The sequence below is a fragment of the Catellatospora tritici genome (assembly GCF_019083965.1).
Taxonomy (GTDB): domain Bacteria; phylum Actinomycetota; class Actinomycetes; order Mycobacteriales; family Micromonosporaceae; genus Catellatospora; species Catellatospora tritici.
In genome coordinates this window covers 178,715-201,509 of sequence record NZ_JAHRCY010000015.1, presented here as the reverse complement: position 1 = coordinate 201,509, position 22,795 = coordinate 178,715, and the positions used below count along the sequence as shown (strand labels likewise).

21 protein-coding genes and 1 pseudogene are annotated in these 22,795 nt (G+C 71.7%); 10 read left to right on the top strand and 12 right to left on the bottom strand.

The window, feature by feature from the left end:
* The first annotated feature begins 227 nt into the window (after positions 1 to 227).
* The gene (locus KUA19_RS29490) at positions 228 to 1,265 is read left to right on the top strand and encodes a LacI family DNA-binding transcriptional regulator (RefSeq protein WP_254550265.1); all 1,038 of its coding nucleotides are present in this window, start codon (positions 228 to 230) and stop codon (positions 1,263 to 1,265) included.
* 174 nt (positions 1,266 to 1,439) lie between these two features.
* Here the strand turns inward: KUA19_RS29490 and KUA19_RS29485 are convergent, their stop codons facing one another.
* Positions 1,440 to 2,291 carry an NAD-dependent epimerase/dehydratase family protein gene (locus KUA19_RS29485; RefSeq protein WP_217401057.1) on the bottom strand — a complete coding sequence of 284 codons (852 nt, stop codon included), beginning with the start codon at positions 2,289 to 2,291 and terminating at the stop codon, positions 1,440 to 1,442.
* A complete protein-coding gene (locus tag KUA19_RS29480) occupies positions 2,288 to 3,538 on the bottom strand; it encodes an enolase C-terminal domain-like protein (RefSeq protein ID WP_217401055.1) in 1,251 nt (416 codons plus the stop codon). The genes KUA19_RS29485 and KUA19_RS29480 overlap by 4 nt, the downstream gene beginning before the upstream one ends.
* 276 nt (positions 3,539 to 3,814) lie before the next feature.
* On the opposite strand from KUA19_RS29480, the gene KUA19_RS29475 reads away from it, so the two are divergent.
* Positions 3,815 to 4,831, top strand: coding sequence for an LPXTG cell wall anchor domain-containing protein (locus tag KUA19_RS29475; RefSeq protein ID WP_217401053.1), 1,017 nt, complete (start codon positions 3,815 to 3,817; stop codon positions 4,829 to 4,831).
* A 178-nt stretch (positions 4,832 to 5,009) separates the two neighbouring features.
* On the opposite strand, the gene speB is transcribed toward KUA19_RS29475, so the two are convergent.
* Complete coding sequence (speB, locus tag KUA19_RS29470) at positions 5,010 to 6,053, bottom strand: agmatinase (RefSeq protein ID WP_217401051.1); 1,044 nt, start codon at positions 6,051 to 6,053, stop codon at positions 5,010 to 5,012.
* Positions 6,054 to 6,207: 154 nt separating this feature from the next.
* Here speB and KUA19_RS29465 point away from each other — a divergent pair, with 154 nt between their 5' ends.
* Entirely contained in the window at positions 6,208 to 7,737 is a 1,530-nt protein-coding gene (locus KUA19_RS29465) for a leucyl aminopeptidase (RefSeq protein WP_308167713.1), read from the top strand.
* A 273-nt stretch (positions 7,738 to 8,010) separates the two neighbouring features.
* Here the strand turns inward: KUA19_RS29465 and KUA19_RS29460 are convergent, their stop codons facing one another.
* Positions 8,011 to 9,543 (bottom strand): glycerol-3-phosphate dehydrogenase/oxidase, encoded by a 1,533-nt coding sequence (locus KUA19_RS29460; RefSeq protein WP_217401047.1) that lies wholly within the window; start codon positions 9,541 to 9,543, stop codon positions 8,011 to 8,013.
* An 80-nt stretch (positions 9,544 to 9,623) separates the two neighbouring features.
* On the opposite strand from KUA19_RS29460, the gene KUA19_RS29455 reads away from it, so the two are divergent.
* Positions 9,624 to 11,198 carry an FAD-binding oxidoreductase gene (locus KUA19_RS29455; protein WP_217401045.1) on the top strand — a complete coding sequence of 525 codons (1,575 nt, stop codon included), beginning with the start codon at positions 9,624 to 9,626 and terminating at the stop codon, positions 11,196 to 11,198.
* 104 nt (positions 11,199 to 11,302) lie between these two features.
* Here the strand turns inward: KUA19_RS29455 and KUA19_RS29450 are convergent, their stop codons facing one another.
* Complete coding sequence (locus KUA19_RS29450) at positions 11,303 to 11,869, bottom strand: TetR/AcrR family transcriptional regulator (RefSeq protein WP_308167712.1); 567 nt, start codon at positions 11,867 to 11,869, stop codon at positions 11,303 to 11,305.
* Between the two features lie 93 nt (positions 11,870 to 11,962).
* Here KUA19_RS29450 and KUA19_RS29445 point away from each other — a divergent pair, with 93 nt between their 5' ends.
* Positions 11,963 to 13,069 (top strand): hypothetical protein, encoded by a 1,107-nt coding sequence (locus tag KUA19_RS29445; protein ID WP_217401041.1) that lies wholly within the window; start codon positions 11,963 to 11,965, stop codon positions 13,067 to 13,069.
* Between the two features lie 219 nt (positions 13,070 to 13,288).
* Here the strand turns inward: KUA19_RS29445 and KUA19_RS43220 are convergent.
* A pseudogene (locus KUA19_RS43220) lies at positions 13,289 to 13,456 on the bottom strand (flavin reductase); the annotation flags it as partial.
* Positions 13,457 to 13,795: 339 nt separating this feature from the next.
* On the opposite strand from KUA19_RS43220, the gene KUA19_RS29440 reads away from it, so the two are divergent.
* The gene (locus tag KUA19_RS29440) at positions 13,796 to 14,560 is read left to right on the top strand and encodes a GntR family transcriptional regulator (protein WP_217401039.1); all 765 of its coding nucleotides are present in this window, start codon (positions 13,796 to 13,798) and stop codon (positions 14,558 to 14,560) included.
* A gap of 304 nt (positions 14,561 to 14,864) precedes the next feature.
* On the opposite strand, the gene KUA19_RS29435 is transcribed toward KUA19_RS29440, so the two are convergent.
* From KUA19_RS29435 to KUA19_RS29425, 3 genes are all read right to left on the bottom strand, one after another.
* Complete coding sequence (locus KUA19_RS29435; protein WP_217401037.1) at positions 14,865 to 15,083, bottom strand: hypothetical protein; 219 nt, start codon at positions 15,081 to 15,083, stop codon at positions 14,865 to 14,867.
* Positions 15,084 to 15,344: 261 nt separating this feature from the next.
* Positions 15,345 to 15,842: a tautomerase family protein gene (locus KUA19_RS29430; RefSeq protein ID WP_217401035.1), complete on the bottom strand. Its 498-nt coding sequence runs from the start codon at positions 15,840 to 15,842 to the stop codon at positions 15,345 to 15,347.
* Between the two features lie 62 nt (positions 15,843 to 15,904).
* On the bottom strand, positions 15,905 to 16,468 hold the full coding sequence (locus KUA19_RS29425) for a TetR/AcrR family transcriptional regulator (protein WP_217401033.1): 564 nt from the start codon (positions 16,466 to 16,468) through the stop codon (positions 15,905 to 15,907).
* Between the two features lie 518 nt (positions 16,469 to 16,986).
* Between KUA19_RS29425 and abc-f the strand changes: the two genes are divergently transcribed.
* Positions 16,987 to 18,609, top strand: a complete 1,623-nt coding sequence (abc-f, locus tag KUA19_RS29420) for a ribosomal protection-like ABC-F family protein (protein ID WP_308167711.1) — start codon at positions 16,987 to 16,989, stop codon at positions 18,607 to 18,609.
* Between the two features lie 55 nt (positions 18,610 to 18,664).
* On the opposite strand, the gene KUA19_RS29415 is transcribed toward abc-f, so the two are convergent.
* Positions 18,665 to 18,820: a DUF6131 family protein gene (locus KUA19_RS29415; protein ID WP_217401031.1), complete on the bottom strand. Its 156-nt coding sequence runs from the start codon at positions 18,818 to 18,820 to the stop codon at positions 18,665 to 18,667.
* Between the two features lie 77 nt (positions 18,821 to 18,897).
* Positions 18,898 to 19,317, bottom strand: coding sequence for a hypothetical protein (locus KUA19_RS29410; protein WP_217401029.1), 420 nt, complete (start codon positions 19,315 to 19,317; stop codon positions 18,898 to 18,900).
* Positions 19,318 to 19,485: 168 nt separating this feature from the next.
* Here KUA19_RS29410 and KUA19_RS29405 point away from each other — a divergent pair, with 168 nt between their 5' ends.
* A complete protein-coding gene (locus KUA19_RS29405; RefSeq protein WP_217401027.1) occupies positions 19,486 to 19,668 on the top strand; it encodes a hypothetical protein in 183 nt (60 codons plus the stop codon).
* 142 nt (positions 19,669 to 19,810) lie between these two features.
* Here KUA19_RS29405 and KUA19_RS29400 read toward each other — a convergent pair whose 3' ends face one another.
* The gene (locus KUA19_RS29400) at positions 19,811 to 20,023 is read right to left on the bottom strand and encodes a CsbD family protein (protein WP_217401025.1); all 213 of its coding nucleotides are present in this window, start codon (positions 20,021 to 20,023) and stop codon (positions 19,811 to 19,813) included.
* Between the two features lie 164 nt (positions 20,024 to 20,187).
* Here KUA19_RS29400 and KUA19_RS29395 point away from each other — a divergent pair, with 164 nt between their 5' ends.
* Both KUA19_RS29395 and KUA19_RS29390 read left to right on the top strand, forming a co-directional pair.
* Positions 20,188 to 21,360, top strand: a complete 1,173-nt coding sequence (locus KUA19_RS29395) for an LCP family protein (RefSeq protein WP_217401023.1) — start codon at positions 20,188 to 20,190, stop codon at positions 21,358 to 21,360.
* Positions 21,361 to 21,416: 56 nt separating this feature from the next.
* Entirely contained in the window at positions 21,417 to 22,793 is a 1,377-nt protein-coding gene (locus tag KUA19_RS29390; protein ID WP_217401021.1) for an FAD-binding oxidoreductase, read from the top strand.
* Positions 22,794 to 22,795: the final 2 nt, after the last annotated feature.

Genomic DNA, 22,795 nt, shown 5'->3' with positions numbered 1-22,795 from the left:
TACGCCGACGACACCGCACGAGTACTCGCCTACGTCATCCTGTCCATGGTCCCCGCCCTCGGCTTCTACGCCATCGCCGAACGGCAACTGGTCGGGGGACTGGCCGGCAGCGTGAAGGGCTGAGGTGTGCGGCGCGTGTTTGCGATAGGTTTCCGTGATCTCCTCCGGTCCGAGGCAGCGGCACCGGAGCTCGACGTCCGGAAACCCTCCGGCCGTAGGCTGGCGTGATGACTAAGGAGACGACCGTGGCCGTCGACGACAACCGCAAGGTCACCATCGCGGCGATCGCCCGCGAGGCAGGCGTTTCCGTGCCCACGGTGTCGCGGGTCATCAATGGGCGCTCCGACGTGTCGCCGCAGACCCGCGAGCGGGTCGAGGAGCTGCTGACCCGGCACGGCTACCGGCGGCGGGCGCCCGCGATGCGTACCAACTCGGGTTTGATCGATCTGGTCTTTCCCGACCTGGACAGCCCGTGGGCGGTCGAGATCATCCGGGGCGTCGAGGACGTGGCACACGCCGCCGGGGTCGGCACGGTGGTGTCGGCGATCCACCGGCGCTCGGCCTCGGCCAAGCAGTGGCTGGACAACCTGCGCACCCGCGCCTCCGAGGGCGTCATCTTCGTGACCTCGTCCCTGGAGCCGCCGTTGCAGGCGGAGCTGCGTCGCCTCAACATCCCGGTCGTCATCGTCGACCCGGCCGGAGTCCCGCCGCAGGAGGCGCCCACGATCGGCGCCACCAACTGGAACGGCGCCCTGCGCGCCACCGAATACCTGCTGGGGCTGGGGCATACGCGGGTCGGGTTCATCGCGGGGCCGCCGCAGCTGCTGTGCAGCCGCGCCCGCCTCGACGGCTACCGCACCGCCATCGAGGCCGCCGGAATTCCGGCCGACGACAAGCTGATCTACCCGGGCGACTTCTACCACGAGTCGGGTTTCGCCGGGGGCACCCAGCTGCTGAACCTGGCCAAGCCGCCCACGGCCATCTTCGCCTCCAGCGACCAGATGGCCCTCGGCGTGTACGAGGCGATCCGTCGCAAGGGCCTGCGGGTGGCCGACGACGTGAGCGTGGTGGGGTTCGACGACCTGCCCGAGGTCCGCTGGTCGTCGCCGCCGCTGACCACGGTCCGGCAGCCGCTGGCCGAGATGGGCCTGCTCGCCGCCCGTACCCTGCTGCGCCTGGCCCAGCGCGAGAAGATCGAGAGCCCCCGGGTCGAACTCGCCACCGAACTCGTCATCCGCGACAGCGCCGCCCCACCTCGCGCCTGACGCCGCGCCACCTGCGCGCCGCGCCGCCGCCGCGGGCGCCGGGTGCCGGGTGGCGGTGGCGGTGGCTGCAGTTTCGGGGAAACTGCGCGAATCGAGCCCAAGATTCGTGCACTTTCCCCGAAACTGCACCGACCCCCGGCGCACGTGGCGCGCACGTGGCGCGCGGTGGCGCGGTCAGCGAAGGTGGCGCGGGGTGAAGGCGAGGAGGGTGGCGGCGCGGCGCAGGTCCAGCGGGACCGTGTGGCCGGGGAACTCGGCCCGGCGCGGGACCAGCGGGTGGAAGCGGTCCAGCAGTTCCTCGGTGGGCTGTGGGGCCAGCATGTTCGGTGCCGCGACCAGGATCGCCTCGAAGCCGGTCAGCGGCTGGGTGAGCGCGAGCCAGTTGGCGGCGGCCGCGTCCCGGTCCTCCAGGTACGCCCAGAGCGACGCGGCGCCCCACTCCGGCCGTTCGGCGAAGCGCTCGGCGTAGACCGGCAGCCGCTCGTCGAGGCCGCCGAGCAGTGGAAACCGCAGCGACACCACGGTCATGCCGTAGCGGCGGGCCATCATCGCCCCGGTCGCCTCGTCCACCTGCTTGCTCAGCGCGTACGGGTCGGCGGGCTGCAACGGGTGCGCCTCGTCCACGGGCAGGTAATGGAAGGTCAGCGGCACGGGGGAGAACGCCAGCCCCAGCGCCGACTGGCTGCCCGCGAGCACCGCGCGGCGTACGCCCGCCTGCCCGGCCTGCTCCAGCACCGTGAACGTGCCGCGGGTGTTGCCGCCGAAGACGTTCTCGGGGGTGTCGAGCATCGGCGCGGGGATCGCGGCGCAGTGCACGACGGCGTCCACCTCGGACAGTGCGTCGCGCACCACGTCGACGTCGGTGGTGTCGCCGACCAGGACCCGGTCGGCCTTGAGGTCGCCCGGGTCGGTCAGGTCAAGGGCCGTGGCGGCTACGCCGTACGTGTGCAGCAGGTGCAGGGTGGCGCGGCCGAGCCGCCCCGCCGCCCCGGTGACCAGGACGCGGCTGGGCTGGTGCCCGGTCACGGCGCCTCGATCCCGCCGTCCGGGCGGCGCACCCGGGCCGCCCAGCGCTCGTGCAGGTGGGTGATCGGCGGGTACTTCGCGGCCGCGGTCTCGTCGAGGTCGATGCCCCAACCGGGGGCGTCGTTGGGGTAGAGGTAGCCGTTGCGCGGGTCGAGCGTGCCGGGGAAGACCTCGCGCACCGGGTCGGGCCACAGGTGGCCCTCCTGGATGGTGAACGCCGGGGAGGTCACGTCGAGCGCGACGTTGGCGGCGGCGCCGACCGGCGACACGTCGGCGGGGGCGTGCCAGGCCGTACCGACGCCCATCAGCTCGCACATCGCCACGATCTTGCGGGCCGGGGTGAGGCCGCCGATCGCCGACACGTGCAGGCGGATGATGTCCACGCCGCCGCCGTGCACCAACCGGGCCGCGTCGGCGACCGAGGCGACCTGCTCGCCGACGGCCAGCGGCATCGGCGCGGCCGCCCGCACCTCGGGCAGCCGGTCGTAGAGCTCCAGCGGGATCGGGTCCTCCAGGAAGAACAGCCGGTACGGCTCCAGCGCGCGGGCCAGCCCGATCGCCTGCTTCACGGTGAGCCGGTGGTGCACGTCGTGGCACAGGTTCGGCTCCTCGCCCAGCGCCTCGCGGGCGGCGGCGAACAGCTTCGGCGTGTCCCGCAGGTACTGCTGCACGTCCCAGCCGTCCGGGTACGGCGAGTTCGGGTAGGCGTTCGGGGTGCCCGCCGCGCCGTAGGTGCCCAGGCCCGGCCCGCCGACCTGCAGCCGCACGTGCCGGTACCCGTCGGCGAGGATCTGCTGCGCGTGCTCCAGGGTCGCCCCGACGTTCGGCCCGGCGGCGTGCAGGTAGGTGTCGGCGGCGGCGCGGACGCGGCCGCCCAGCAGCTCGTACACCGGCATCCCGGCGCGCTTGCCCGCGATGTCCCACAGCGCCTGGTCCACTCCGGACAGGGCGCTGTTCAGCACCGGCCCGCCCCGCCAGTACGACGACAGGTGCACCATCCGGGTGATGTCCTCGATGTCGGCCGGGTGCCGCCCGATGAGCATCGGCGCGACGTGCTGGTCGACGGCGGCCACCACCGCGTGGAAGCGCTGGGTGAACGTGGCGCAGCCCAGGCCGTACAGGCCGGGGTCGTTGGTGTCGACGCGCACCACGACCAGGGGCAGGCCCTCGGGGGCGGTGACGATGGCCCGCACCGAGGTGATGCGCAACCCGTCGCGGGCCGGCCACGGCGCTTGGGTCTCTCGCATCGGAGGACCGTCCTTCGCTATGACGTATGGCACCGAGCGGAGGTGCGGATGGAACGCCGGACCGGCGGGGCCCGGCGCGAACGATCATACCCGCGTGCCGCGCGACGGCTCCGGGTCGTTCGGATGACGCCGCCCGCGACACGTATCTGACCGAAAGGACGAGGTCAAGGGGCCGACGAGGGCCGTGGGGTCGGACCGTCGACGTGTTACGCACGGTGACGGTTTCCGGAACGATGACGAGGTTGCCCAGCTGAGCTACCCCCTCGGAGTCATCACATGAACAAGCGCTGGCGCGCCGCGGTCATCGCGGGCGCTGTGGCCGCCGCCGGTGGCATCGCCCTGGTCGCGATCCCGGCCATCGCGGACTCGCCCACGGCCCCGTACAACGCGGTGCTCAAGTCCGCTCACCAGGGCACCTACGCCAACGACGCGGCCTTCGGCGACGGCAAGGGCTGCGACGAGACCGGCGCCCTGGGCGCCGGGTTCGACGGCTGGGTCTTCAACGTGGCCCCAGACATCTTCGACACCACGGTCGGCATGTGGGCGACGTTCTCCCACGGCGGCGTCGAGACCACCACGTACCTCAAGGACACCGACGCCGACGAGTACCCCAACGGCTTCGCCAACGCCACCAACAAGCACCTGGCCTGGGTCGTCGTGCCCGCGGGCTGGAAGCTGGAGACCGCCCAGGCCAAGGTCGTCTCCGACGGCAAGGGCGGCGGCAAGAAGGACGACTTCAAGCTGCTGGTCACCCACACCTGCTGGTCGGCGCCGAACCCGCAGCCGTCGCGCTCGACCGGCGGCGACACGCCCGGTTCGCCCACCCCGTCGCCGGTGACCAGCCCGTCTGCCTCGCCGAGCCCGTCGCCGGTCGCGACGCCGTCCCCTGAGACCTCACCGTCGCCGGAGACGTCGCCCTCGCCGGAGACGTCCCCGTCTCCGGGGACGTCGCCCTCGCCCGAGACGTCCCCGTCCCCGGAGAGCAGCCCTTCGCCCGAGGTGACGCCGTCGCCGGAGACCACTCCGTCGCCGGAGAGCAGCCCGTCGCCGGAGAGCAGCCGGTCGCCGGAGACGTCGCCGTCGCCGGAGAGCAGCCCGTCGCCCGAGACCAGCGCTTCGGGGTCGGCCTCGCCGAGCCCGACGACCCCGGCACCCGTGCCGTCGCCGTCCGGTGACTCGCTGCCGACCACCGGCACCGCGGTCACCTCGATCGTGGTGGCTGGTCTGGTCCTGATCGGCGCGGGCGTGGCCCTGCTGATCACGATGCGACGCAGGCGGACGCTGACCGTCTGAGCATCCTGACGAAGAAGGCGCGGCCCTCCGGACCCGGAGGGCCGCGCCTTTGTCATGTGCCGAGCGGTCATGCCGTGGCGCAGGCGGTCGGGGTGGCACCTCGGTCCGCTCGCGGCGCGGCGCTCGCGGTGACCCTGCCGGCGCAGCGCGAGGTGGCGGTGGGCGGTGGGACTCGAGGTCAGGCGGGTGGGCCGGGGCGGTCGTGCAGGAGCGGGGTGGCGGGGTTCCAGGTCGTGCCGTCGCGGGTGTCGCGGCGGGCGCGGGCCAGGCCGGACAGGGCCTCCAGCACGACCCGGTTGCCGAGCATCGCGGTGATCTCGGCGTGGTCGTACGGCGGGGAGACCTCGACGATGTCGATGCCCGCGACCGGCAGCGTCCGGCAGATCAGCGACACCGCGTCGAGCAGCTGCCGGGCGGTCAGCCCGCCGGGTTCGGGCGTGCCGGTGCCGGGCGCGTGGGCCGGGTCGCACACGTCGATGTCGACGGAGAGGAACACCGCGTCGCAGTCGTCCAGCGCGATCGCGAACGCCTCGGCCAGCACCGCGTCCAGTCCCCGGTCGACGATCTCGGCCATGTGGTAGGACCGCATGCCCTGCGCCGCCATCCAGTCCAGCGTCGGTGGCTCGGGCCAGTAGCCGCGCAGCCCGACCTGCAGGAACCGGTCGCCGCGTACGGCGCCGGACTCGATCAGGCGCCGCATCGGCTGACCGTGGCCGTACAGCGAGCCGAAGGTGATGTCGCCGGTGTCGGCGTGCGCGTCGAAGTGGATCACCGAGACGCGCCCGGCGCCCCACCGGCGGGACACGCCGGTGACGTCGGGCCAGGTGATGGTGTGGTCGCCGCCGAGGATCAGCGGGATCGCCCGGTTCGAGCGGCCATGCGTGGCGATGAAGGCCACCGCCTCCTCGATCGCCTGGCAGCTGCGCAGCACCTCGCCGCTGTAGACCTCCAGGTCGCCCGCGTCGAGCACGGTCAGGTCCGGGCCGAGCGGGTCCACCCGCAGCGCCAGGTGCGGACGGGAGCCGTCGTGCGGCAGGTAGTCGGTGCCGCGGATCGCCGACGGGCCGAACCTGGTGCCGGGCCGGTGCGAGGTGCCGCCGTCGAACGGGGCGCCGAGGATCACCACGTCGGCGTGGGCGTAGCTGTCCGGCTCGCGCCAGTCACAGGCGGGCACGCCCAGGAAGGTGATGTCCGGACCGAACATGGGGCCGTACCGGCTCATGCCCTCATTCTGCGCCGCCCGTCCTCGACCGGCGGAGTTGCCGGGCAATCGGGCGAAAGCACGGGCGCCTTTCGCCCGATTGCCCGGCAACTTGAACGGTCTGGGGCCATGCTGGGGCTGCGGGGGAGCGGAGGGGGAGCTGATGGTCGCCGCGGTGAGAGCGCTGGACCCGATGCCGTCGTGGGAGCGTGGCGTCACCGTGTCGGTGCGGCCGCCGTCCGGTGGCGACGGTGCGGTGCTGCTCGGGGTGCCGGTGGCGGTGACCGGGCGGCTGCCCGCGGAGCTGGGCGTCGGCCGGGACACGCTGCGCGCGGTGGGGTTCGAGGCGCTGGTGGGCCAGGCGATGGTGCTGACCCCGCCGGGCCGTGACGCGGTGGTGGCTGTCGGGATCGGGGATCCGGCGCGCCTGGACGCGGCCGGGGTACGCGATGCGGCCGCCGCTTTCGCGCGCTGCGCGTCGACCCAGGAGCGGTTGGTGTTCACGCTGCCGCAGGGACCGCTGCTGGATCCGGCGGCGGCCGCGCAGGCGGCGGTGGAGGGGGCGCTGCTGGCCCGGTACCGGTATCCGGTGCTCAAGGACCTGCGGCTGGCCGCGGCCAAGCGCGGCGGCCAGCCACTGGTCGCCGAGGTGATGCTGCTGACCGCGGCGCGGCAGGTGCGGGCCGCGACCGAGGGTGCCCGCCGGGGCGAGCTGTTCGCCCGCGCCGCGGCGATGGCCCGCGACCTGGCCACCGCGCCGCCGTCGCTGCTGACCGCGGTACGGATGGCCGAGTGCGCCGCCCGGGTGGCCGGCACGACCGGGCTGGACACGGAGATCTTCGACCGCGACGCGCTGCTGGAGCTGGGCTGCGGCGGGCTGCTCGGGGTGAACGCGGGCAGCGCCGACCCGCCCCGCATGATCCGCATGCGCTACCGGCCCGAGGGCGCCGACGGCCACGTCACCCTGGTCGGCAAGGGCATCATGTACGACTCGGGCGGCATCAGCCTCAAGCCCGCCGACGCCGTGCACGCCACCATGAAGAACGACATGTCCGGGGCCGGGGCGATCCTGGCCGCGATGGCGGTGCTGCCCGCGCTGGGCTGCCGCACCGCGGTCACCGGCTATCTGATGTGCACCGACAACATGCCGTCGGGCACCGCCACCAAGCTCGGCGACGTGCTCACCATGCGGGGCGGCACCACGGTCGAGGTGCTGAACACCGACGCCGAGGGGCGGCTGGTGATGGCCGACGCGCTGGTGCTGGCGACCGAGGAGCCGACCGACGCGATCGTGGACATCGCCACGCTGACCGGCGCCTGCCTGCGGGCGCTCGGCCCGGAGGTGGCGGGGGTGTTCGGCAACGACCGCTCGCTGCTGCGGCAGGTGTGCGCGGCGGCACTGCGGGCCGACGAGCCGGTGTGGCAGCTGCCGCTGGACCGCCGCTACCGCGGCGAGCTGGAGTCTGAAATCGCCGACCTGAAGAACGTCGGCGGACCCAACGGTATGGCGATCCACGCGGCGCTGTTCCTGGCCGAGTTCGTCGGCGACGTGCCGTGGGCGCACCTGGACATCGCCGGACCGGCCCAGTGCGACACCCCGCGGCTGTGGCGGACCGCCGGGTGCACCGGCTTCGGCACCCGGCTGCTGCTGGAGCTGCTGCTCGACTTCACCCGCCCGGGGCAGGACGCCACGGCCGAGCAGTGAGGCGACGCGCCGGGCCGATGCGCGGCGCGTCGGAGATTGTTTTTCATCCGATGACCCCGTCACCGAACGGTGAGCGACCCAGGTCAGGCGGTGGTCCACGGCACGGACGATCGGTCAGAAAGCTTGTGCGAACAGATTTCCCGGGAGATCGGGGATGGCGGTGGGCACGAAAAGGCGGTACGTTCATCGCAAGCTCGTTCCGACGGTTTCCCCCGTGATCGCCGGAACGAGCTTCTTTCATGCGTGAACTGTTCCGTCGTGACTGAACAATCGCTAAGCCGGGTCCTCGCCCAGCCCCTGCCGCAGGATCTGCTCGGCGGCGGGCAGCGCGGCGGCGCGATGCGCCGGGACCAGGCCGAGCCGGGTGCGCCGGTCCAGCAGGTCGTCAACGGTGAGCGCGCCCTCGTGCCGCACCGCCCACAGCAGCTCCGCCCCGGTGACCGGGCTGTCCTCGACCAGTGGTCCGCGCAGCCCCGGCGGTGCCTGCGCGAGCACGGCGGAAGCCTCGGTGCCGTACCGGAACACCAGCCGGTCCGGGGCGTCCACCCGGGCCAGGTCGACCCGGTCGGCCGCGCCCGGCAGGGGCAGGTCGCGGGTGCGGCACCGGCCCGCGCGCAGGCCGCGTCGGCGCACCGTGAGGTCGACGGCGTCCTGCGCCATCCGCCGGTACGTGGTGAGCTTGCCGCCCACCACGGTCACCACCCCGTCCGGGCCCTCGACGACGGCGTGGCGCCGGGAGATGTCGGCGGTGCGCCCGTCACCGCCCATCAGCGGCCGCAGGCCCGCGTACGCGCCCAGCACCTCCTCGCGCCGCACCGGCCGGGCCAGCACCGGGTTGAGCACGTCGAGTAGGAACTCCACATCGGACTCGGGCACCTCGGGCACGTCCGGCACCGGCCCGTGCACCGGTTCGTCGGTGAGCCCGACGTACACCAGGCCGTCGGGCTGGGGCAGCACGATGACGAAGCGGGAGAACTCGCCCGGCACCGGGATGGTCAGCCCGGTCCACGGGTGCCGCAGCAGCTCGCCGGGCAGCACCAGGTGGGTGCCGCGCGACGGGCGCAGCGTGATGTCCGGGGCCAGGGTGCCCGCCCAGACGCCGGTGGCGTTGACCACGGCGCGGGCGCGAATGCGCAGCTCCTGACCGGTGACGGTGTCCTGGGCGGTGGCCCCGGCGCCGGTCAGTGCCAGGGCGCGGCAGTGCGTGATGATCCGGGCGCCGTGCGCGGCGGCGGCACGGGCCAGCCCGACGACGAGCCGTACGTCGTCGCTGAGCTGGCCGTCCCAGCCCAGCCGCCCGCCGCGCAGCCCGTGGGCGCGCAGCGCGGGCACCATCGCGCGCACCTGCGCCGCCGACAGGGCGCGGGCGCGCGGCAGCACCGCGCGCGGGGTCCCGACCACGGCGCGCAGCAGGTCACCGGCGCGCAGGCCCGCCCCGGCGAGGCGCACCTCGGTGGGGGAGGTCTGGGCGGTGGCGGGCAGCAGCATGCCCAGCGCGCGGGTCAGGTGCGGGGCGGTGCGGGTCATCAGGATGCCGCGCTCCACCGCGCTCTCGTACGCCACCCCGAACTGTCCCCGGGCCAGGTAGCGCAGGCCGCCGTGGACCAGTTTCGAACTCCAGCGCGACGTGCCGAAGGCCAGGTCGTGCGCGTCGATCGCGGCCACGGACAGTCCGCGTGACGCGGCGTCCAGGGCGACCCCGGCGCCGGTGACGCCCAGGCCGACGACGAGCAGGTCCACGGTCTCGCCGGCGGCGAGAGTGGCCAGTTCCCGGGTGCGACGGGCGGCGGTGAGGGAGGCGGACACGGAACCCTCCTGGGCTCTGGCTGGGGTCGTACGCGGGTCTCGCTTGCGCCGAAGTGACAGTTGATGTAACTCTGTCACACATGGATGCGAGCGCGGAAGTGCACCAGGCCGGTTGGGGACGCTGGGGAGACCGGGCCAAGGCCCGGCCGCTGCCCGAAGGAGTGGCCAAGCTGCTCGGGCAGGTCTTCGACGTGCGACCCGCCCCCGCGACGCGCGAACTGGACCAGGTCGCGCCACGGCCGTCCACGCTGGACGCGGCGGCGCTGGCGGCGCTGGCCGCGATCGTCGGCTCCGAGCACCTGCACACCGACGACGCGAGCCGGGCCGCGCACGGCGCCGGGAAGTCCACCCCGGACCTGCTGCGCCAGCGCGCGGGCGAGGTGCCGCACGCCCCGGAGGCGGTGCTGTGCCCGGCCGACACCGAGCAGGTGGTCGCGGTGCTGCGCGCCTGCGGCGAGCACGGCCTGGCCGCGGTGCCCTTCGGTGGGGGTACGTCGGTAGTCGGCGGCCTGACCAGTCCCGTCGCGTACGTCGCGCTCGACCTGCGGCGGCTGGACCGCCTCGTCGCCGTCGACCAGGTGTCACGCACGGCGGTGCTGCAGGCCGGGCTGCCCGCCCCGCGCGCCGACGAGCTGCTGGCCGCGCACGGACTGACCCTCGGCCACGTCCCGCAGTCATACGAGTACGCCACCATCGGCGGCTTCGCCGCCACCCGCTCCTCCGGCCAACTGTCGGCCGGTTACGGCCGCTTCGACGACATGGTGGTGGCGCTGACCGTGGCCACCCCGCAGGGCGTGCTGCACACCGGCCGGGCACCCGCCTCCGCGGCCGGGCCGGACCTGCGCGAGCTGTTCCTCGGCTCCGAGGGCGCGTTCGGCGTGATCACCGAGGTCACCGTGCGGGTGCGGCCGGTCCCTGTCCAGCGCCACCACGAGGGCTGGCGGTTCGACTCGTTCGAGGCGGGCGCGGCTGCGGCCCGCACGCTGGCCCAGGACGGGCCGAAGCCGACCGTGCTGCGCCTGTCCGACGAGGTCGAGACCATGATCGGGGCGACCGGCGCGGGTCGCGGCGACGGCGGCTGCCTGTTGGTCGTCGGGCACGAGGGCGCCGACGTGACCGCGGCGGTCGAGCGGACCGGGCAGGTGCTGGCCGCCTGCGGCGGGACCCCGCTGGGCACCGGGCCGGGCGAGCACTGGGCCGCGCACCGGTTCGACGCGCCGTACCTGCGGGACGGGTTGCTGGAGGCGGGCGCGTTCGCCGAGACGCTGGAGACGGCGGCATTCTGGTCGGCGCTGCCGGGGCTCTACGCGGCGGTGCGCGAGGCGCTGTTCGCCACGCTGCCGACCCCGTCGCTGGTCCTGTGCCACATCTCCCACGTGTACGAGACCGGCGCCTCCCTCTACTTCACCGTCGTCACCAGTTACGGTGACGCGGTCGCCGAGGACGCGCTGGCCGGGTGGCAGCGGGCCAAGGAGGCGGCCAACGAGGCGATCATCGCGGCGGGCGGCACCATCAGCCACCACCACGGTGTCGGCACCGAACACCGCGACTGGTACGTCCGTGAGATCGGCCCCCTGGGCGTGGCCGCCCTCCAGGCCGTCAAACACCGCCTCGACCCCGCAGCCGTCCTCAACCCCGGCGTCCTCCTACCCTGACCCACCCTCAAGATCGCGGACCCGCCCCCAAGATCGCGCAAGTTGCCAGGCAATCGGGGGAAAGAGGGGTCAAGATACGCCCGATTGCCCGGCAACTTAAACGATCATGGGGTCGGTCGGAGGTAGTGGTCCAGGAGGGTGGACAGTTCGGTGTCGAGGTCGGCGGGGTCGTAGGCGTCGGCGACGGTCGGCATCGACAGCACGAACGACTGCGCGGTGAGCAGCACCGCGCGGGCCAGCCGGGCCGGTTCACCGGCGCGGATCGACCCGTCGGCCTGCCCGGCGGTGATCGCCTCGACCAGGAACGCCAGCATCTCGTCCTGCCCCGCGCCGCGCCGGTGCAGCAGGTAGGGCAGCAGGATCTCCGGGTCCACGTCGATGATCTTGCGGAGCAGTGGGTGCGTACGCAGCGCGGCGGCGGCCGCCACCGACTGCGCCACCAGCCGCGCCCGGCCCGGCGTGGCCGGGTCCCCGCCGTCGCGGGCGGCCACGATCACGCGGTGCCACTCGCGGCTCATCAGGTCGCCGACCAGGCTCTGCACGTCAGGCCAGCGCCGGTACACCGACATCCGGGACACCCCGGCCCGCCGCGCCACCTCCGTCACCGTGGTACGGCGCACCCCATACGCCAGCACGCAGTCGCGTACGGCGTCCAGCACGAGATCGTCCACCGGCCCTGTGTACCACGGGCGCGAGCCGTTCGGGTGAGCGGCGGTATCCTGGCTCGCGCACCGGCGCGTCCGCATCCGACCTGGGGAGCCACCATGGTCAGCACCGAAACCGTATCCGGCACCGAAGCCGCACCGTCCGGACCGGAACCCGTCCGCCCGATCACGAGCTACCGCACCGACCTGGTGATGGTCATCCTCGGCACCTGGTTCACGGTCGGGCTGATGCTGGACGCCTGGGCCCACAACAACGTGCCCGGCCTGGAGACTTTCTTCACCCCGTGGCACGCCGTCTTCTACTGGGGCTTCCTGGTCACCGGTGGCTGGATCGCCTGGACCGTGCGTCCGGCCCTGCGCGGCGGCCGCCCCGACCTGCGCGCCATGCCGGTCGGCTACGGCTCGGCCGCGGTGGCGGTGCTGGCCTTCGCGGTGTTCGGCTTCGGCGACTTCACCTGGCACGAGGTGTTCGGCATCGAGCAGAACATCGACATCCTGTTCAGCCCCACCCATCTGGGCCTGGTCGTGTCCATGTTCGTCATCGTGACCACCCCGCTGCGCGCCGCCTGGCTGCAGGACCGTCCCGCCGTCTCCGGCCTGCGGCCGCTGCTGCCCGCTGTGCTCGCGCTCGCCCTCGGGTCGACACTCATCCTGCTGTTCCTGCAGTACGGCAACGCGCTCACGTTCGACGCCGGTGCGGTCAAGCTTGCCCTGTCCAACCCGGACGAGGGCTTCACCAGCCGGTTCGTGTCGTCGCTGGCGCTGACCAACCTGGTGCTGCTGGCACCGCTGCTCCTGCTGGCCAAGCGGTGGCGGGTGCCGGTGGGCAGCGCCACCATCGTGTACGGGTTCCTGGCAGGGCTGTCCACCGCCGTCAGCGGCTTCGGGAACAAGGAGATGGCCCTGGGCGTCCTGCTCGGCGGCATCGGGGTCGACCTGCTGGCCTGGTGGCTGCGGCCGGGCGCGGACCGTCCGCGTCAGCTGCGCCTGTTCGCCGCGCTGGCGGCGCTGTGGACCTGGGCGGCTTTCTTCGCCACCGCGTACGCCGTCGGCGGCACGATGCGCTGGGTGGGTGAGGGCCCCGCCCCGGCTCAGCCGGTGCCGACGCCGGAACTGGTGACGGGCGTGCCGGTGGTGGCCGCCCTGCTCGCTCTGCTGCTGGCGATCCTGGTGGTGCCGACCCAGCCCGTTCGGGCAGCGGAGTAGGACCAGCGCTGCGCGGGTGCGGCGGCTGCGGCCGTACCCGCGGGCATCTGCACGATCCGGTCACACACCTGCGAGCAGGCGATGTGTCGCGCGTTTCGGCGCTCGTACGGGATGTCGCGGGCGGTAGCCGGTGGACGCGGCGTGCGGCATGTGGGTGTCCGAGAACAGTTGCACCGGCCGTCTCGGGGGCGTGCGCGGAGCTGCCGCTGCTGGGTTGAGCCAGCCGAGGAAGCGGTGGTGCAGCAGGCCGGATGCGGTTGCCGGGAGGTCTTCGCACGCCTGGACGAGGTGGCGTGCCAGCACGAGCGCCAGGGATGCGCGGGAGCCGTCGAACTGCGCGAGGAGCTGCCGCCTGCGGGTGTGGCAGGGCCACTCGGCCGCACAGATCGCGCATCTTCACTGCGGGCGGATCGGCGTGTGCAGAGACATCGAGCCTCCTTGTGGGGTCGGGTGAGTGGTGGGAAGGGCGCCTGGCGAGGTTGGGAGATGCGTTGGCGCCCTTCCCGGGCAACTCGCCGGTCCGAGGGTGCGAGCCCGGACCGGTGAGTGCCTGGATGCCGAACCATCAGGCCCGACTCCACCTCTCTAGAGAGGTCTGATGTGGACAGTACGACACCTCTCTAGAGAAGTGCAAGCCTTGGCGACCTCAGTTCTGCCGATCGATGGTTTCGTCATGCGGGTCCGCAACGTAGCCTGTGCTCTAGAGAGGTTGGGCGAGAACCTGAAATGACTGACACACCAGACCGGGCACCGCACCGATACGTGGAGATCGCCAACGACATACGGGAGGCGATCGCACGGGGCGAATACCAGGTGGGCGATCGCCTGCCCGGTGAAAACGTGCTGATGCAGCGCTATGGGGTGGCTCGGGCGACGGCGAGAGATGCTTTGGCGGTGCTGCGGCATGAAGGGCTGGCGATCGCTCGGCCAGGCGCTGGCGTGTACGTGACGTCGCGCAAGCGGCTGATCCGCGACAGCACCGACCGGTATTCGCGGCGGCAGGCGAGCCCGCCGCCGTTCATGACCGATGCCGCGAACTCCAACCATGAGGCGGGCTGGGAGCACGTCAGCGAGCGGAAGTCCGCGACCACACGGGTTGCCGAGCTGCTGGGCATCGCCGTGGGAGAGCCGGTGATGGAGACCGCGTACCGGTTCTTCGCCGACGGCAGCCCGGTTCAGCTGTCCTGGTCCTGGGAGCCGTTGTCGCTTACCGGTGGGACGCCCGTCGAGCAGCCCGAAGAGGGTTCTGTCACCGGCGTCATCGCCAGGATGGACGCGATCGGACAGCGGGTGGATCGGGTGGTTGAGAAGGTGACCGCCAGAGCGGCGACAACCTCGGAGGCCGAACGACTCCAACTGCCGCAGCGCGGATCGTACGTCCTGGTCATCGAGCGTAGACACTATGCGGGTGACCTGGCTGTCGAAGCATGCGACATCGTGTTCCCAGGCGACCGCTACGAACTCACCTATGCGATCCCGGTTCCTGACTGACTGCTCTGGTCACATCGGTCTCGTACACGGCCACTGCCGCCGACGCTGGTTTTCGCCGATCCGGTTCGCCGATGACATCACCGTCTGCATGCCCACCGACGCTGAGCAGCACTTGCTGGAGTCGTCGCGGGCCACGGCGACAACCTAGCGCGCCTGGGCGCCGTACAGCAGCGGAGTACAGCAACGCCGCCAGACGTGATAGGCGTCGACCGCCCCGGGTGGGCCGTCCGACTTCGCGGTCGACTCTCGCCGACCGTGCTGCGGCATGTCCGTAGGTTCAGGGTCGCGCAGTGGAATCGCTGCGTTACTCGGTGTCCCAGTCAGGGTCCCAAAAACCCGACAGGATGGAGGGGATGGTCGCCAGCACCTCGGCAGGACCTTCCATCCGCCAGACCTGTGAGCAGCAGCCGCAGCCATCCTCTTCCACGTAGGTGAGCGCATCCCGGTTCACCCTCAGCCATGTCTCGGCTGCCTCAACCTGCTCGGGCACATCAGCGTCAGCCCGCATGCTCTGTCGGATCATGGGAGCACCCTAATTCGCGGCCAGGAAATAGGCGGACGCTGCCTGCCAGGTCGACAGGCTGGATCTTCGGTGCGACAGCGGTCGACCACGGACGTCGGCAGGTTGACCTGCCGGTACGGCGAGAAGGGGAAGGCCAGGGCTTTCGCCCTGGCCTCGGTTGTGGGCACGGCAGGTTCGAACCTGAGACCATCCTCTTGTAAGGCAGGTTCACCGCCGCATTGCGCCGACCGTCGGTCGTAGGTCGGGGCCTGCACGGGGTGCTCAGGCGGTGGGGATGCCTCGTTCCTGGCGGCTCTTGGCGATGCGGTGCTCCGCGACTTGGCGGGCTTTGTCGGAGTCGCCGATGGCCGCGCCCAGGATGTCGGCGAGTCCTTGAGCGCCGCCGGATGCGCCCCAGTGGCCTTCGGGAATCTCCATGGGGAAGACCCAGACCCGGTGATGGGCGTTCTCGTCTCCGGATCCTTCGGCGCGCACGATTGCGTCGGTCATCTCCGCGATGAGCTGCTGCTTCTTGGCAGTGCCATTGAGCTGGCCCTCCGGTACCCCGGCGATGACCCGGTAGTGCGGCTTGTCGGGGGCGGCGCCGCCGACGAAGACCTCGGGCCGGTGCAGGAAGGCCCAGGAAATCTGGCGTACGAAGGCGTTCGACGGGTCAGCGCCCTCGGCGCGCATCAGGATCGAGGTCAGCTCGTCCATCAGGGCACGTTCAGCCTGCGGGTTGAGCGCGTCGGCGGGGATATAGACGTCGAGCATGGGCATGGGTGTCTCCTGAGAAGGGGTCGCACGGGCGGGTGGTTCTGGGTGGGAGGGGATGGCGTGGTTCAGAGCAGCGCGGTCAGTTCGGCGATGACGTCGTCCAGCGGCGCGGTGCTGCGCTGGGCACGGGCCAGGATCACCGCACCCTCGACGGCGGCGACCGTGAGCGTGGCCAGCGTGACCGCTCGCTGCTGCGAGATGCCGTGCGCAGCCAGCAGGTCGCGGTACTGCTCCTGCCAGCCGGTGAACACCTTGCGGGCGATCTCGGCGGCGGCGGGGATCTGGTCGCCGCCGTCGACGGTGAGCGCGACGAGCGGACAGCCCGAGCGGTAGTCGCCTGCGATCAGCAGCGACCGCCAGAACTCGGCCAGGTGCGCGAGTGCCTCCCGTGGGTGCACCGGGCCGTCGTCGCTCCGGAGGAAAGCGGACATGCGCTCGCCAGTGACGAGGGCCGCGGCAGTGATGAGCTCTTCCCGGCCACCCGGGAAGTGGTGGTAGACCGACCCGCGCGGCGCTCCGCTGTCGGCGAGAACACCGTCGATCGTGGTGCCTGCCGCACCACGGATGGCCAACAGCTTGATCGCGCTGTTGACCATCCGCTCCCGACTGCTGACCTTGTCCCGGGGCATCGGTGCCTCCTCTGCATCGCTATGCACTATGGCAGACAGCATACTTTCCCTGCAAGGTGGGGATGACCTCATGTGCAACCGGTGGTGCGGGCCGCTCGGAACATTCACGGATGATCTAGGAGTGCTCATGCGAACCGATCTCAGGCGAACCGCGACCGACCGACGAGTCCTCGGCCGGTAGACCCCCCGCGCAGGTCAGGGAGCGAATGAACGAGGGTCTTCGCCGTACGCATGGTTAGCCCTCGTCCGTCTCGTCCTTAGCCAAATGCCGAAGCCCAGACACACTCAGCTGGGTGGGGGTGGTCGGCGCCGAGCACCCGGGTCCAAAAAGGGTTGCGCCCGCCGCCCGGAGCGCGGCACGATCGACAGCGACCACGTCGTCTCCTCGGGGAGCCTTTCGCACATGTGATTCACGGGACGCGCTGAGCCTTCCGCTCGCCCAGCCTGACCGCCCCTACGGCCGTCGGCTCCCGTGCGCCTGTTTTCCGGCGCCTCACCCAGTGCTCGCACTCTCTTCCGTGGGGATCACCTTGCTCAAAGCCATCTCTCTTTCCCATCACTACTCCGGTGACACGCTGTTCGCCGGGGTCGACCTGGTGCTCGGCGCCGGTGACCGGTTCGGCCTGGTCGGCCCGAACGGCGCCGGCAAGTCCACCCTGCTCCGCATCCTGACCGGCCGGCTCAAGCCCGCATCCGGCCACGTACGCCTGGCACCCGGCACCCGCCTCGGCTGGTTCGCCCAGCAGGTCCCCGACCCGGACGCCACCGTCGGCCGCTTCCTGGCCGCCGGGCTGGGCGAACTAGACCCCGTCCGCACCCGCCTGACCGAACTGGAACAGGCACTCGCCCGAGGCGAGGACGTGCTCACCGAGTACGGCCGCGTCCAGGACCGCTGGACCGCCCTGCACGGCTGGACGGCCGAGAACCGCCTCGCCGAGGTGCGCGAACGCCTCGACCTGGCCCACCTACCCGATGAAGCTCTCCTGCGCGAGGTCAGCGGCGGCGAGCAGGCCCGCCTCACCCTGGCCCAGGTCCTACTCGACACCCCCGACCTGCTGATCCTCGACGAGCCGACCAACCACCTCGACGCCGAGGGCATCGCCTGGCTCGGCGACTGGCTCGCCGGTTTCTCCGGCGGCCTACTCGTTGTCAGCCACGACCGGGCGTTCCTGGACCGCACCGTCACCCGCGTACTCGAACTCGACGGCATCCACGACGAACTCCAGACCTACGAGGGCGGCTACACCGCCTACCGGGAGGAGAAGGCGCGACGCTGGCACCGCCTGCTGTTGGACTACGAGGCGCAGGAGAAGGACCGAACACGCTGGGAGGCCGACATCGCCCGTACCCGGGAGCAGGCTGCCGGGGTGGAGCAGACCGTACGCAGCGGACCCGGCGCGGACAAGATTCGCCGGTACGCGAAGAAGGTCGCCAAGAAGGCGAAGGCGCGCGAGCGGCGGCTGCGCCGCCAGATGGAGTCGCTGCGCTGGCTCGACCAGCCGCAGACCCGGCCGGTGCTGGCGCTGGCGTTCCCGCAGGAGGCGACGCCGGACGAGGTCGTGGTCCGGACCAGCGGGCTGACCCTGTGCCGGGCCGGGCGCACCCTGCTCGACGGCGCCGACCTCACCGTGTACGGCGGCGACCGGATCCTGCTCACCGGCGTCAACGGGGCGGGCAAGACCACCCTGCTCCGCGCCCTGGCCGGGGACGAACCGACCGGCGGCGCCATCGAGGCCCCGGCGGGGGTGTCGCTGCTCCCGCAGACCCACGACGACCTGCGCCGCCCGACCACCGTCCTGGACTTCTTCCGAAGCCGCGTCCCGGTCTACGCCGAGGACGCCGAACAACTACTCGACGGATACCTGTTCGACGCGGACCAGTGGGACGCGCCGCTGCGCACACTGTCGGCGGGAGAGCTGCGCCGCCTGCTGCTGGCGGTGATGGTCAACAGCCAGGCTCGGGTGCTGCTGCTCGACGAGCCGACGAACTACCTCGACTTCGACTCCCTCGACGTGATCGAGGCGGCGTTGCGGGAGTTCCGGGGCACGTTGATCACGGTCACCCACGACGCGTACTTCGCGGCGGCGGTGGGCCATACCCGGCACTGGCACCTGGCCGGGGGCAAGCTCCTCGAGCAGTGACGCGGCGGGCCCGATTGGGCCCGCCGCAAGTCATGCTCCTACTCGGTAGGCACTCCTACCAGTAGTGTCGTCTGCCGCCGACGGGGCGGCCGACCGAACCGGCGATCCACAGCACAGCGCCGATGATCAGCAGGATGATGCCGATCGTCCACAGCAGCGAGATGTGCAGGAAGTAGCCGAGGAGCAGCAGAATCAAGCCGAGGATGATCACTTGAGGCCTCCCTCGCAGGCAACCTTTGCCTACGTCACGGAGGTACCCGGCCGCGACAGCCGGTAAACGACGAATGATCAGACCGGGGCGAGCACCGGCTCGCGCCGCTCGGCCGGGGGAGCGGGCTCCACCGCGAGCCCCAGGCCCGCGCCGCCGTGCAGGGCCAGCGCCCGCAGCCGCACCATGGCCACCTTGGTCGCCACGTCGGCCATCGGCCCCGGCCGGTGCGCCCAGAACGTGGTGAGCAGCGGCTGGGTCAGGTCGGCGAGCACGGCCGGGTCGGTGCCCGGCGGCAGCGCGGCGACGGCCTGGCTGGTCGTGGCGATGACGTGGTCCAACCCGGCCTGCCAGGCCGGTCCGATCCGGCCGGTGCCGGGGTACGCCGGGTCCGAGCGCCACGCCTGCCACTTGTCGAGCAGCGTGATCAGCTCGGCGCGCAGCTCTTCCGCCACACGGGCGGTGTCACTCAGAGTGCTGAGCCGGTCACTGGTGGTCATGGCTACACATCCTACGGTCCGGGGCGACCGCGGGGGTCCACAACACGGCACAAGAAACAGGGCCGTCCGACATGATCACCATACACCGTGCGTCCGTCTTGTCCTGGTTTGCGGGAAACGACGCGCGGGTACGTGACTGGTGTGCGACAGACCCCGAGGAGGACGGTCATGGCAGGCCACAGCCCAGAGCGTGACTTCATCGCGCCGGTACCCGAGTCCGACCTGGAGCGGGCGCAGGAGGACACCGAGCGTGAGCACGAGCGGCACCGGGAGGACACCGAGCGGCTGACCGACGACGACCCGCGCGACCCGCGCAACCCCTCGCAACCCTTCTCCGGCTCCGAACACTGACCCAGCCGCAAGGAAGGGCCCCTTCCTATCGCTTTGCGTAGCAGAAGGGCCCCTCTTAACAGCGGAGCGGGGGCAGCGAGCGGGCGGGGTCGGCGGCTCGTCGCCGCCGACCCCGCCCTATGGCAGAGGCCGTGCCCCAGGCTCAGGATTTGCCGCGCATCGCGTTCGTGGCGGCGTCCTTGGCGTCGTTGAAGGTGTCCTTCGCCTTCTCGCCGACCTTCTTGGTCTTCGCCGACGCCTGGTCCATGTGCCCCTCGGCCTCAAGGCTCTCGTTGTCGGTCATCTTGCCGGTCGCCTCTTTGGCCTTGCCCTTGAGATCCTCGGCCTCGTTGCTGATCTTGTCCGTGATACCCATGACCAACTCCCTCGGTGCGGTTGTAGCGGTCGGGTTCCTCGGGCACATACCCCGTCAGGATGCGGCGAAACCTCCGCAAGCCAAATCAGTGGACAAAAACCCCTAAAACGCATTAATGGGCTGGTATGGTCGGTCGCCAGGTGCCCCCGGATGGAGAGACCGCGATGACCCTGCGTAAGCGCCCCCGCCGTCGCCTGCCGCTGTGGGGCTTCGTCCTGGCCGGGGTCGGTCTGCTGGTCCTGTCGCTCGGCTTCGGCGGCGCGCTGCTGACCAAGTCGTACCTGCAGAGCCTGACCAGCTCCATGGAGACCGGCTCGGTGCTGGAGGGTGACGCGCTCAAGCCCGCACCGGCGATCTCCGGGCGTACGCTCACCGGGCCGCTGGACATCCTGCTGCTGGGCCTGGACACCCGGCACGGCTGGGCCGAGGGCAGCGGCCGCGCCGACACGATCATCGTGCTGCACGTGCCGCGTGACCACGACAAGGCGTACCTCATGTCGATCCCGCGCGACGCGCTGGTCGACATCCCGGCATACCCGCAGGCCGGGTTCTACGGCAAGCGCAACCGCATCAACGCCGCGTACGTCTACGGCTCGCGCAACGGCGTGGACTGGCAGGGCGGCGCCGCGCTCACCGCGAACACCATCCACCAGCTCACCGGCCTGCAGTTCGACGCCGTCGCCGTGATCGACTTCGACGGTTTCAAGGACGTGGTGGAGGAGCTGGGCGGCGTGCACATGTGCGTCGACCGGGAGACCAAGTCCGACCACTACATCGTGGTCGACGGCAAGCCGCAGTACGCGTACGGCAAGCGCAGCGGTGTCTTCCTGCCCAACAGCTACGTGCACCCGGTCGGCTGCCGGGACATGGCGGGCTGGGAGGCGCTGGACTTCGCCCGTCAACGCAAGAGCGGCCCCAACGGCGACTACGACCGCCAGCGCCACCAGCAGCAGCTGCTCAAGGCGATCGGGCAGAAGGCGTCCTCGGTCGGGGTCATCACCAATCCGCTCAAGGTGACCGCGCTGATCAAGGCGGCCGGTAGCGCGCTGAAGATGGACACCGGGCACGCCGAGCTGTTCGACTTCCTGTGGACGCTGCGCGGGCTGCGCAGCAACGACCTGGTGCTGCTCAAGACCAACAACGGGACGTACCTGCGCGGCAAGGTCAAGGGCACCCAGGCGATCAGTTACGGCACGCTGGAGATGTTCGCCGCCGCCAAGGCCGACACGCTCGACGCGTACGCGACGACGCACCCCGAGGCCGTGTACGGCGACGGCGAGGTCCCGATCGGCGCTCCGCCCACCACCGACCCGCACCCGGTCCGCGCGGTCGACTGACCCTCCGGTCGGCGGCACTTATCCTGGTGGAGAGTCGCGCCAACGGGGGGTTGGGCATGACCGTGCTGGGAACCAGGGCGTTGGGCGGGCTGCGGGCCGGATTCGCGGGCACCGTGCTCACCCGGGACGACGCCGCGTACGAGAACGCGCGCACCCTGTTCAACTCGATGATCACCAAGTGTCCGGCCGTGATCGCGCAGTGCGCGAACACCGCCGACGTGGCCCGCGCCATCGCCTTCGGCCGCGAGGAAGGCCTGGAGATCGCGGTACGCGGCGGCGGCCACGGCGTCGCCGGAACCGCGCTCACCGATGGCGGCATCGTCCTGGACCTGCGCAGACTGAACCGGGTCACGGTCGACCCGGTCGCCCACACCGCGGTCGTCGGCGGCGGCGCGGTCATGCGCGACCTGGACCGGGCCGGGCAGCCGTTCGACCTGGTCACCACCGGCGGCCGGGTCTCCACCACCGGCGTCGGCGGGTTCACCCTCGGCGGCGGCTCCGGCTGGCTGGAGCGAAAGTACGGCCTGGCCTGCGACAACCTGCTCGCGGTCGAGCTGGTCACCGCCGACGGCCGGACCGTGACCGCCAGCGAGACCAGCCACCCCGAGCTGTTCTGGGCGCTGCACGGCGGCGGCGGCAACTTCGGCGTGGCCACCTCGTTCACCTTCCGGCTGTACGAGCTGCCGCAGGTCGCGGTGGCCCTGCTGCTGTGGCGGCCGGAGGCCGGACCGGAGGTCGTCGCGGCGTACCGGGAGTTCATGGAGTCGGCCCCGGATGAGGTCGGCGGTGGCATCATCCACCTGACCGGCCCGGCCGAGGAGTTCGTGCCCGAGCCCCTGGTCGGGCAGCTGGCCTGCGCGATGCTGGTGACCTACGCCGGGACGCTGGACGAGGCGCGCCAGGTCGTGGCGCCGCTGCTGGCGCTGGGGCACGAGGGCGAGCTGCTCGTCGAGGTGCCGTACGCCGAGCTGCAGGGCATGTTCGACGACCCGCCCGGCTACCGCAACTACTGGTCGGCCGAGCACCTGGAGTCGCTGCCCGACGCGGCGGTCCAGCGCTACTGCGACCGGGCGTACGACATGGTGGTGCCGTCCCCGTCCCAGCACGTGCTGTTCCCGTACGGCGGCGCCGTGGCCCGCTCGACCGCCGGTTACCCGGTGCCGTGGCGGCGGGCGCCCTGGGTCGTGCACCCGCTCGGCCTGTGGACCGATCCCGAGGACGACAAGCGGGCCGTGAGCTGGGCCCGCGACACCCGGGCCGACATGAAGCCGTGGTCGACGGGTGCGGTCTACTCCAACTTCATCGGCGCCGAGGGAGCCGAGCGGGTGGTGGCCGGGTACGGCCTGGACAACTACCGCCGCCTGGCCGCGCTCAAGTCCCGCTACGACCCCGACAACGTCTTCCACCTCAACCCGAACATCAAACCGGGCTGAGG

Coding starts and splice junctions, on each gene's coding strand:
- KUA19_RS29490 (WP_254550265.1), top strand. CDS start 228: ATGACTAAGGAGACGACCGTGGCCGTCGACGACAACCGCAAGGTCACC.
- KUA19_RS29480 (WP_217401055.1), bottom strand. CDS start 3,538: ATGCGAGAGACCCAAGCGCCGTGGCCGGCCCGCGACGGGTTGCGCATC.
- KUA19_RS29475 (WP_217401053.1), top strand. CDS start 3,815: ATGAACAAGCGCTGGCGCGCCGCGGTCATCGCGGGCGCTGTGGCCGCC.
- speB (WP_217401051.1), bottom strand. CDS start 6,053: ATGAGCCGGTACGGCCCCATGTTCGGTCCGGACATCACCTTCCTGGGC.
- KUA19_RS29455 (WP_217401045.1), top strand. CDS start 9,624: ATGGATGCGAGCGCGGAAGTGCACCAGGCCGGTTGGGGACGCTGGGGA.
- KUA19_RS29445 (WP_217401041.1), top strand. CDS start 11,963: ATGGTCAGCACCGAAACCGTATCCGGCACCGAAGCCGCACCGTCCGGA.
- KUA19_RS29440 (WP_217401039.1), top strand. CDS start 13,796: ATGACTGACACACCAGACCGGGCACCGCACCGATACGTGGAGATCGCC.
- KUA19_RS29435 (WP_217401037.1), bottom strand. CDS start 15,083: ATGATCCGACAGAGCATGCGGGCTGACGCTGATGTGCCCGAGCAGGTT.
- KUA19_RS29430 (WP_217401035.1), bottom strand. CDS start 15,842: ATGCCCATGCTCGACGTCTATATCCCCGCCGACGCGCTCAACCCGCAG.
- KUA19_RS29425 (WP_217401033.1), bottom strand. CDS start 16,468: ATGCCCCGGGACAAGGTCAGCAGTCGGGAGCGGATGGTCAACAGCGCG.
- KUA19_RS29410 (WP_217401029.1), bottom strand. CDS start 19,317: ATGACCACCAGTGACCGGCTCAGCACTCTGAGTGACACCGCCCGTGTG.
- KUA19_RS29405 (WP_217401027.1), top strand. CDS start 19,486: ATGGCAGGCCACAGCCCAGAGCGTGACTTCATCGCGCCGGTACCCGAG.
- KUA19_RS29400 (WP_217401025.1), bottom strand. CDS start 20,023: ATGGGTATCACGGACAAGATCAGCAACGAGGCCGAGGATCTCAAGGGC.
- KUA19_RS29395 (WP_217401023.1), top strand. CDS start 20,188: ATGACCCTGCGTAAGCGCCCCCGCCGTCGCCTGCCGCTGTGGGGCTTC.
- KUA19_RS29390 (WP_217401021.1), top strand. CDS start 21,417: ATGACCGTGCTGGGAACCAGGGCGTTGGGCGGGCTGCGGGCCGGATTC.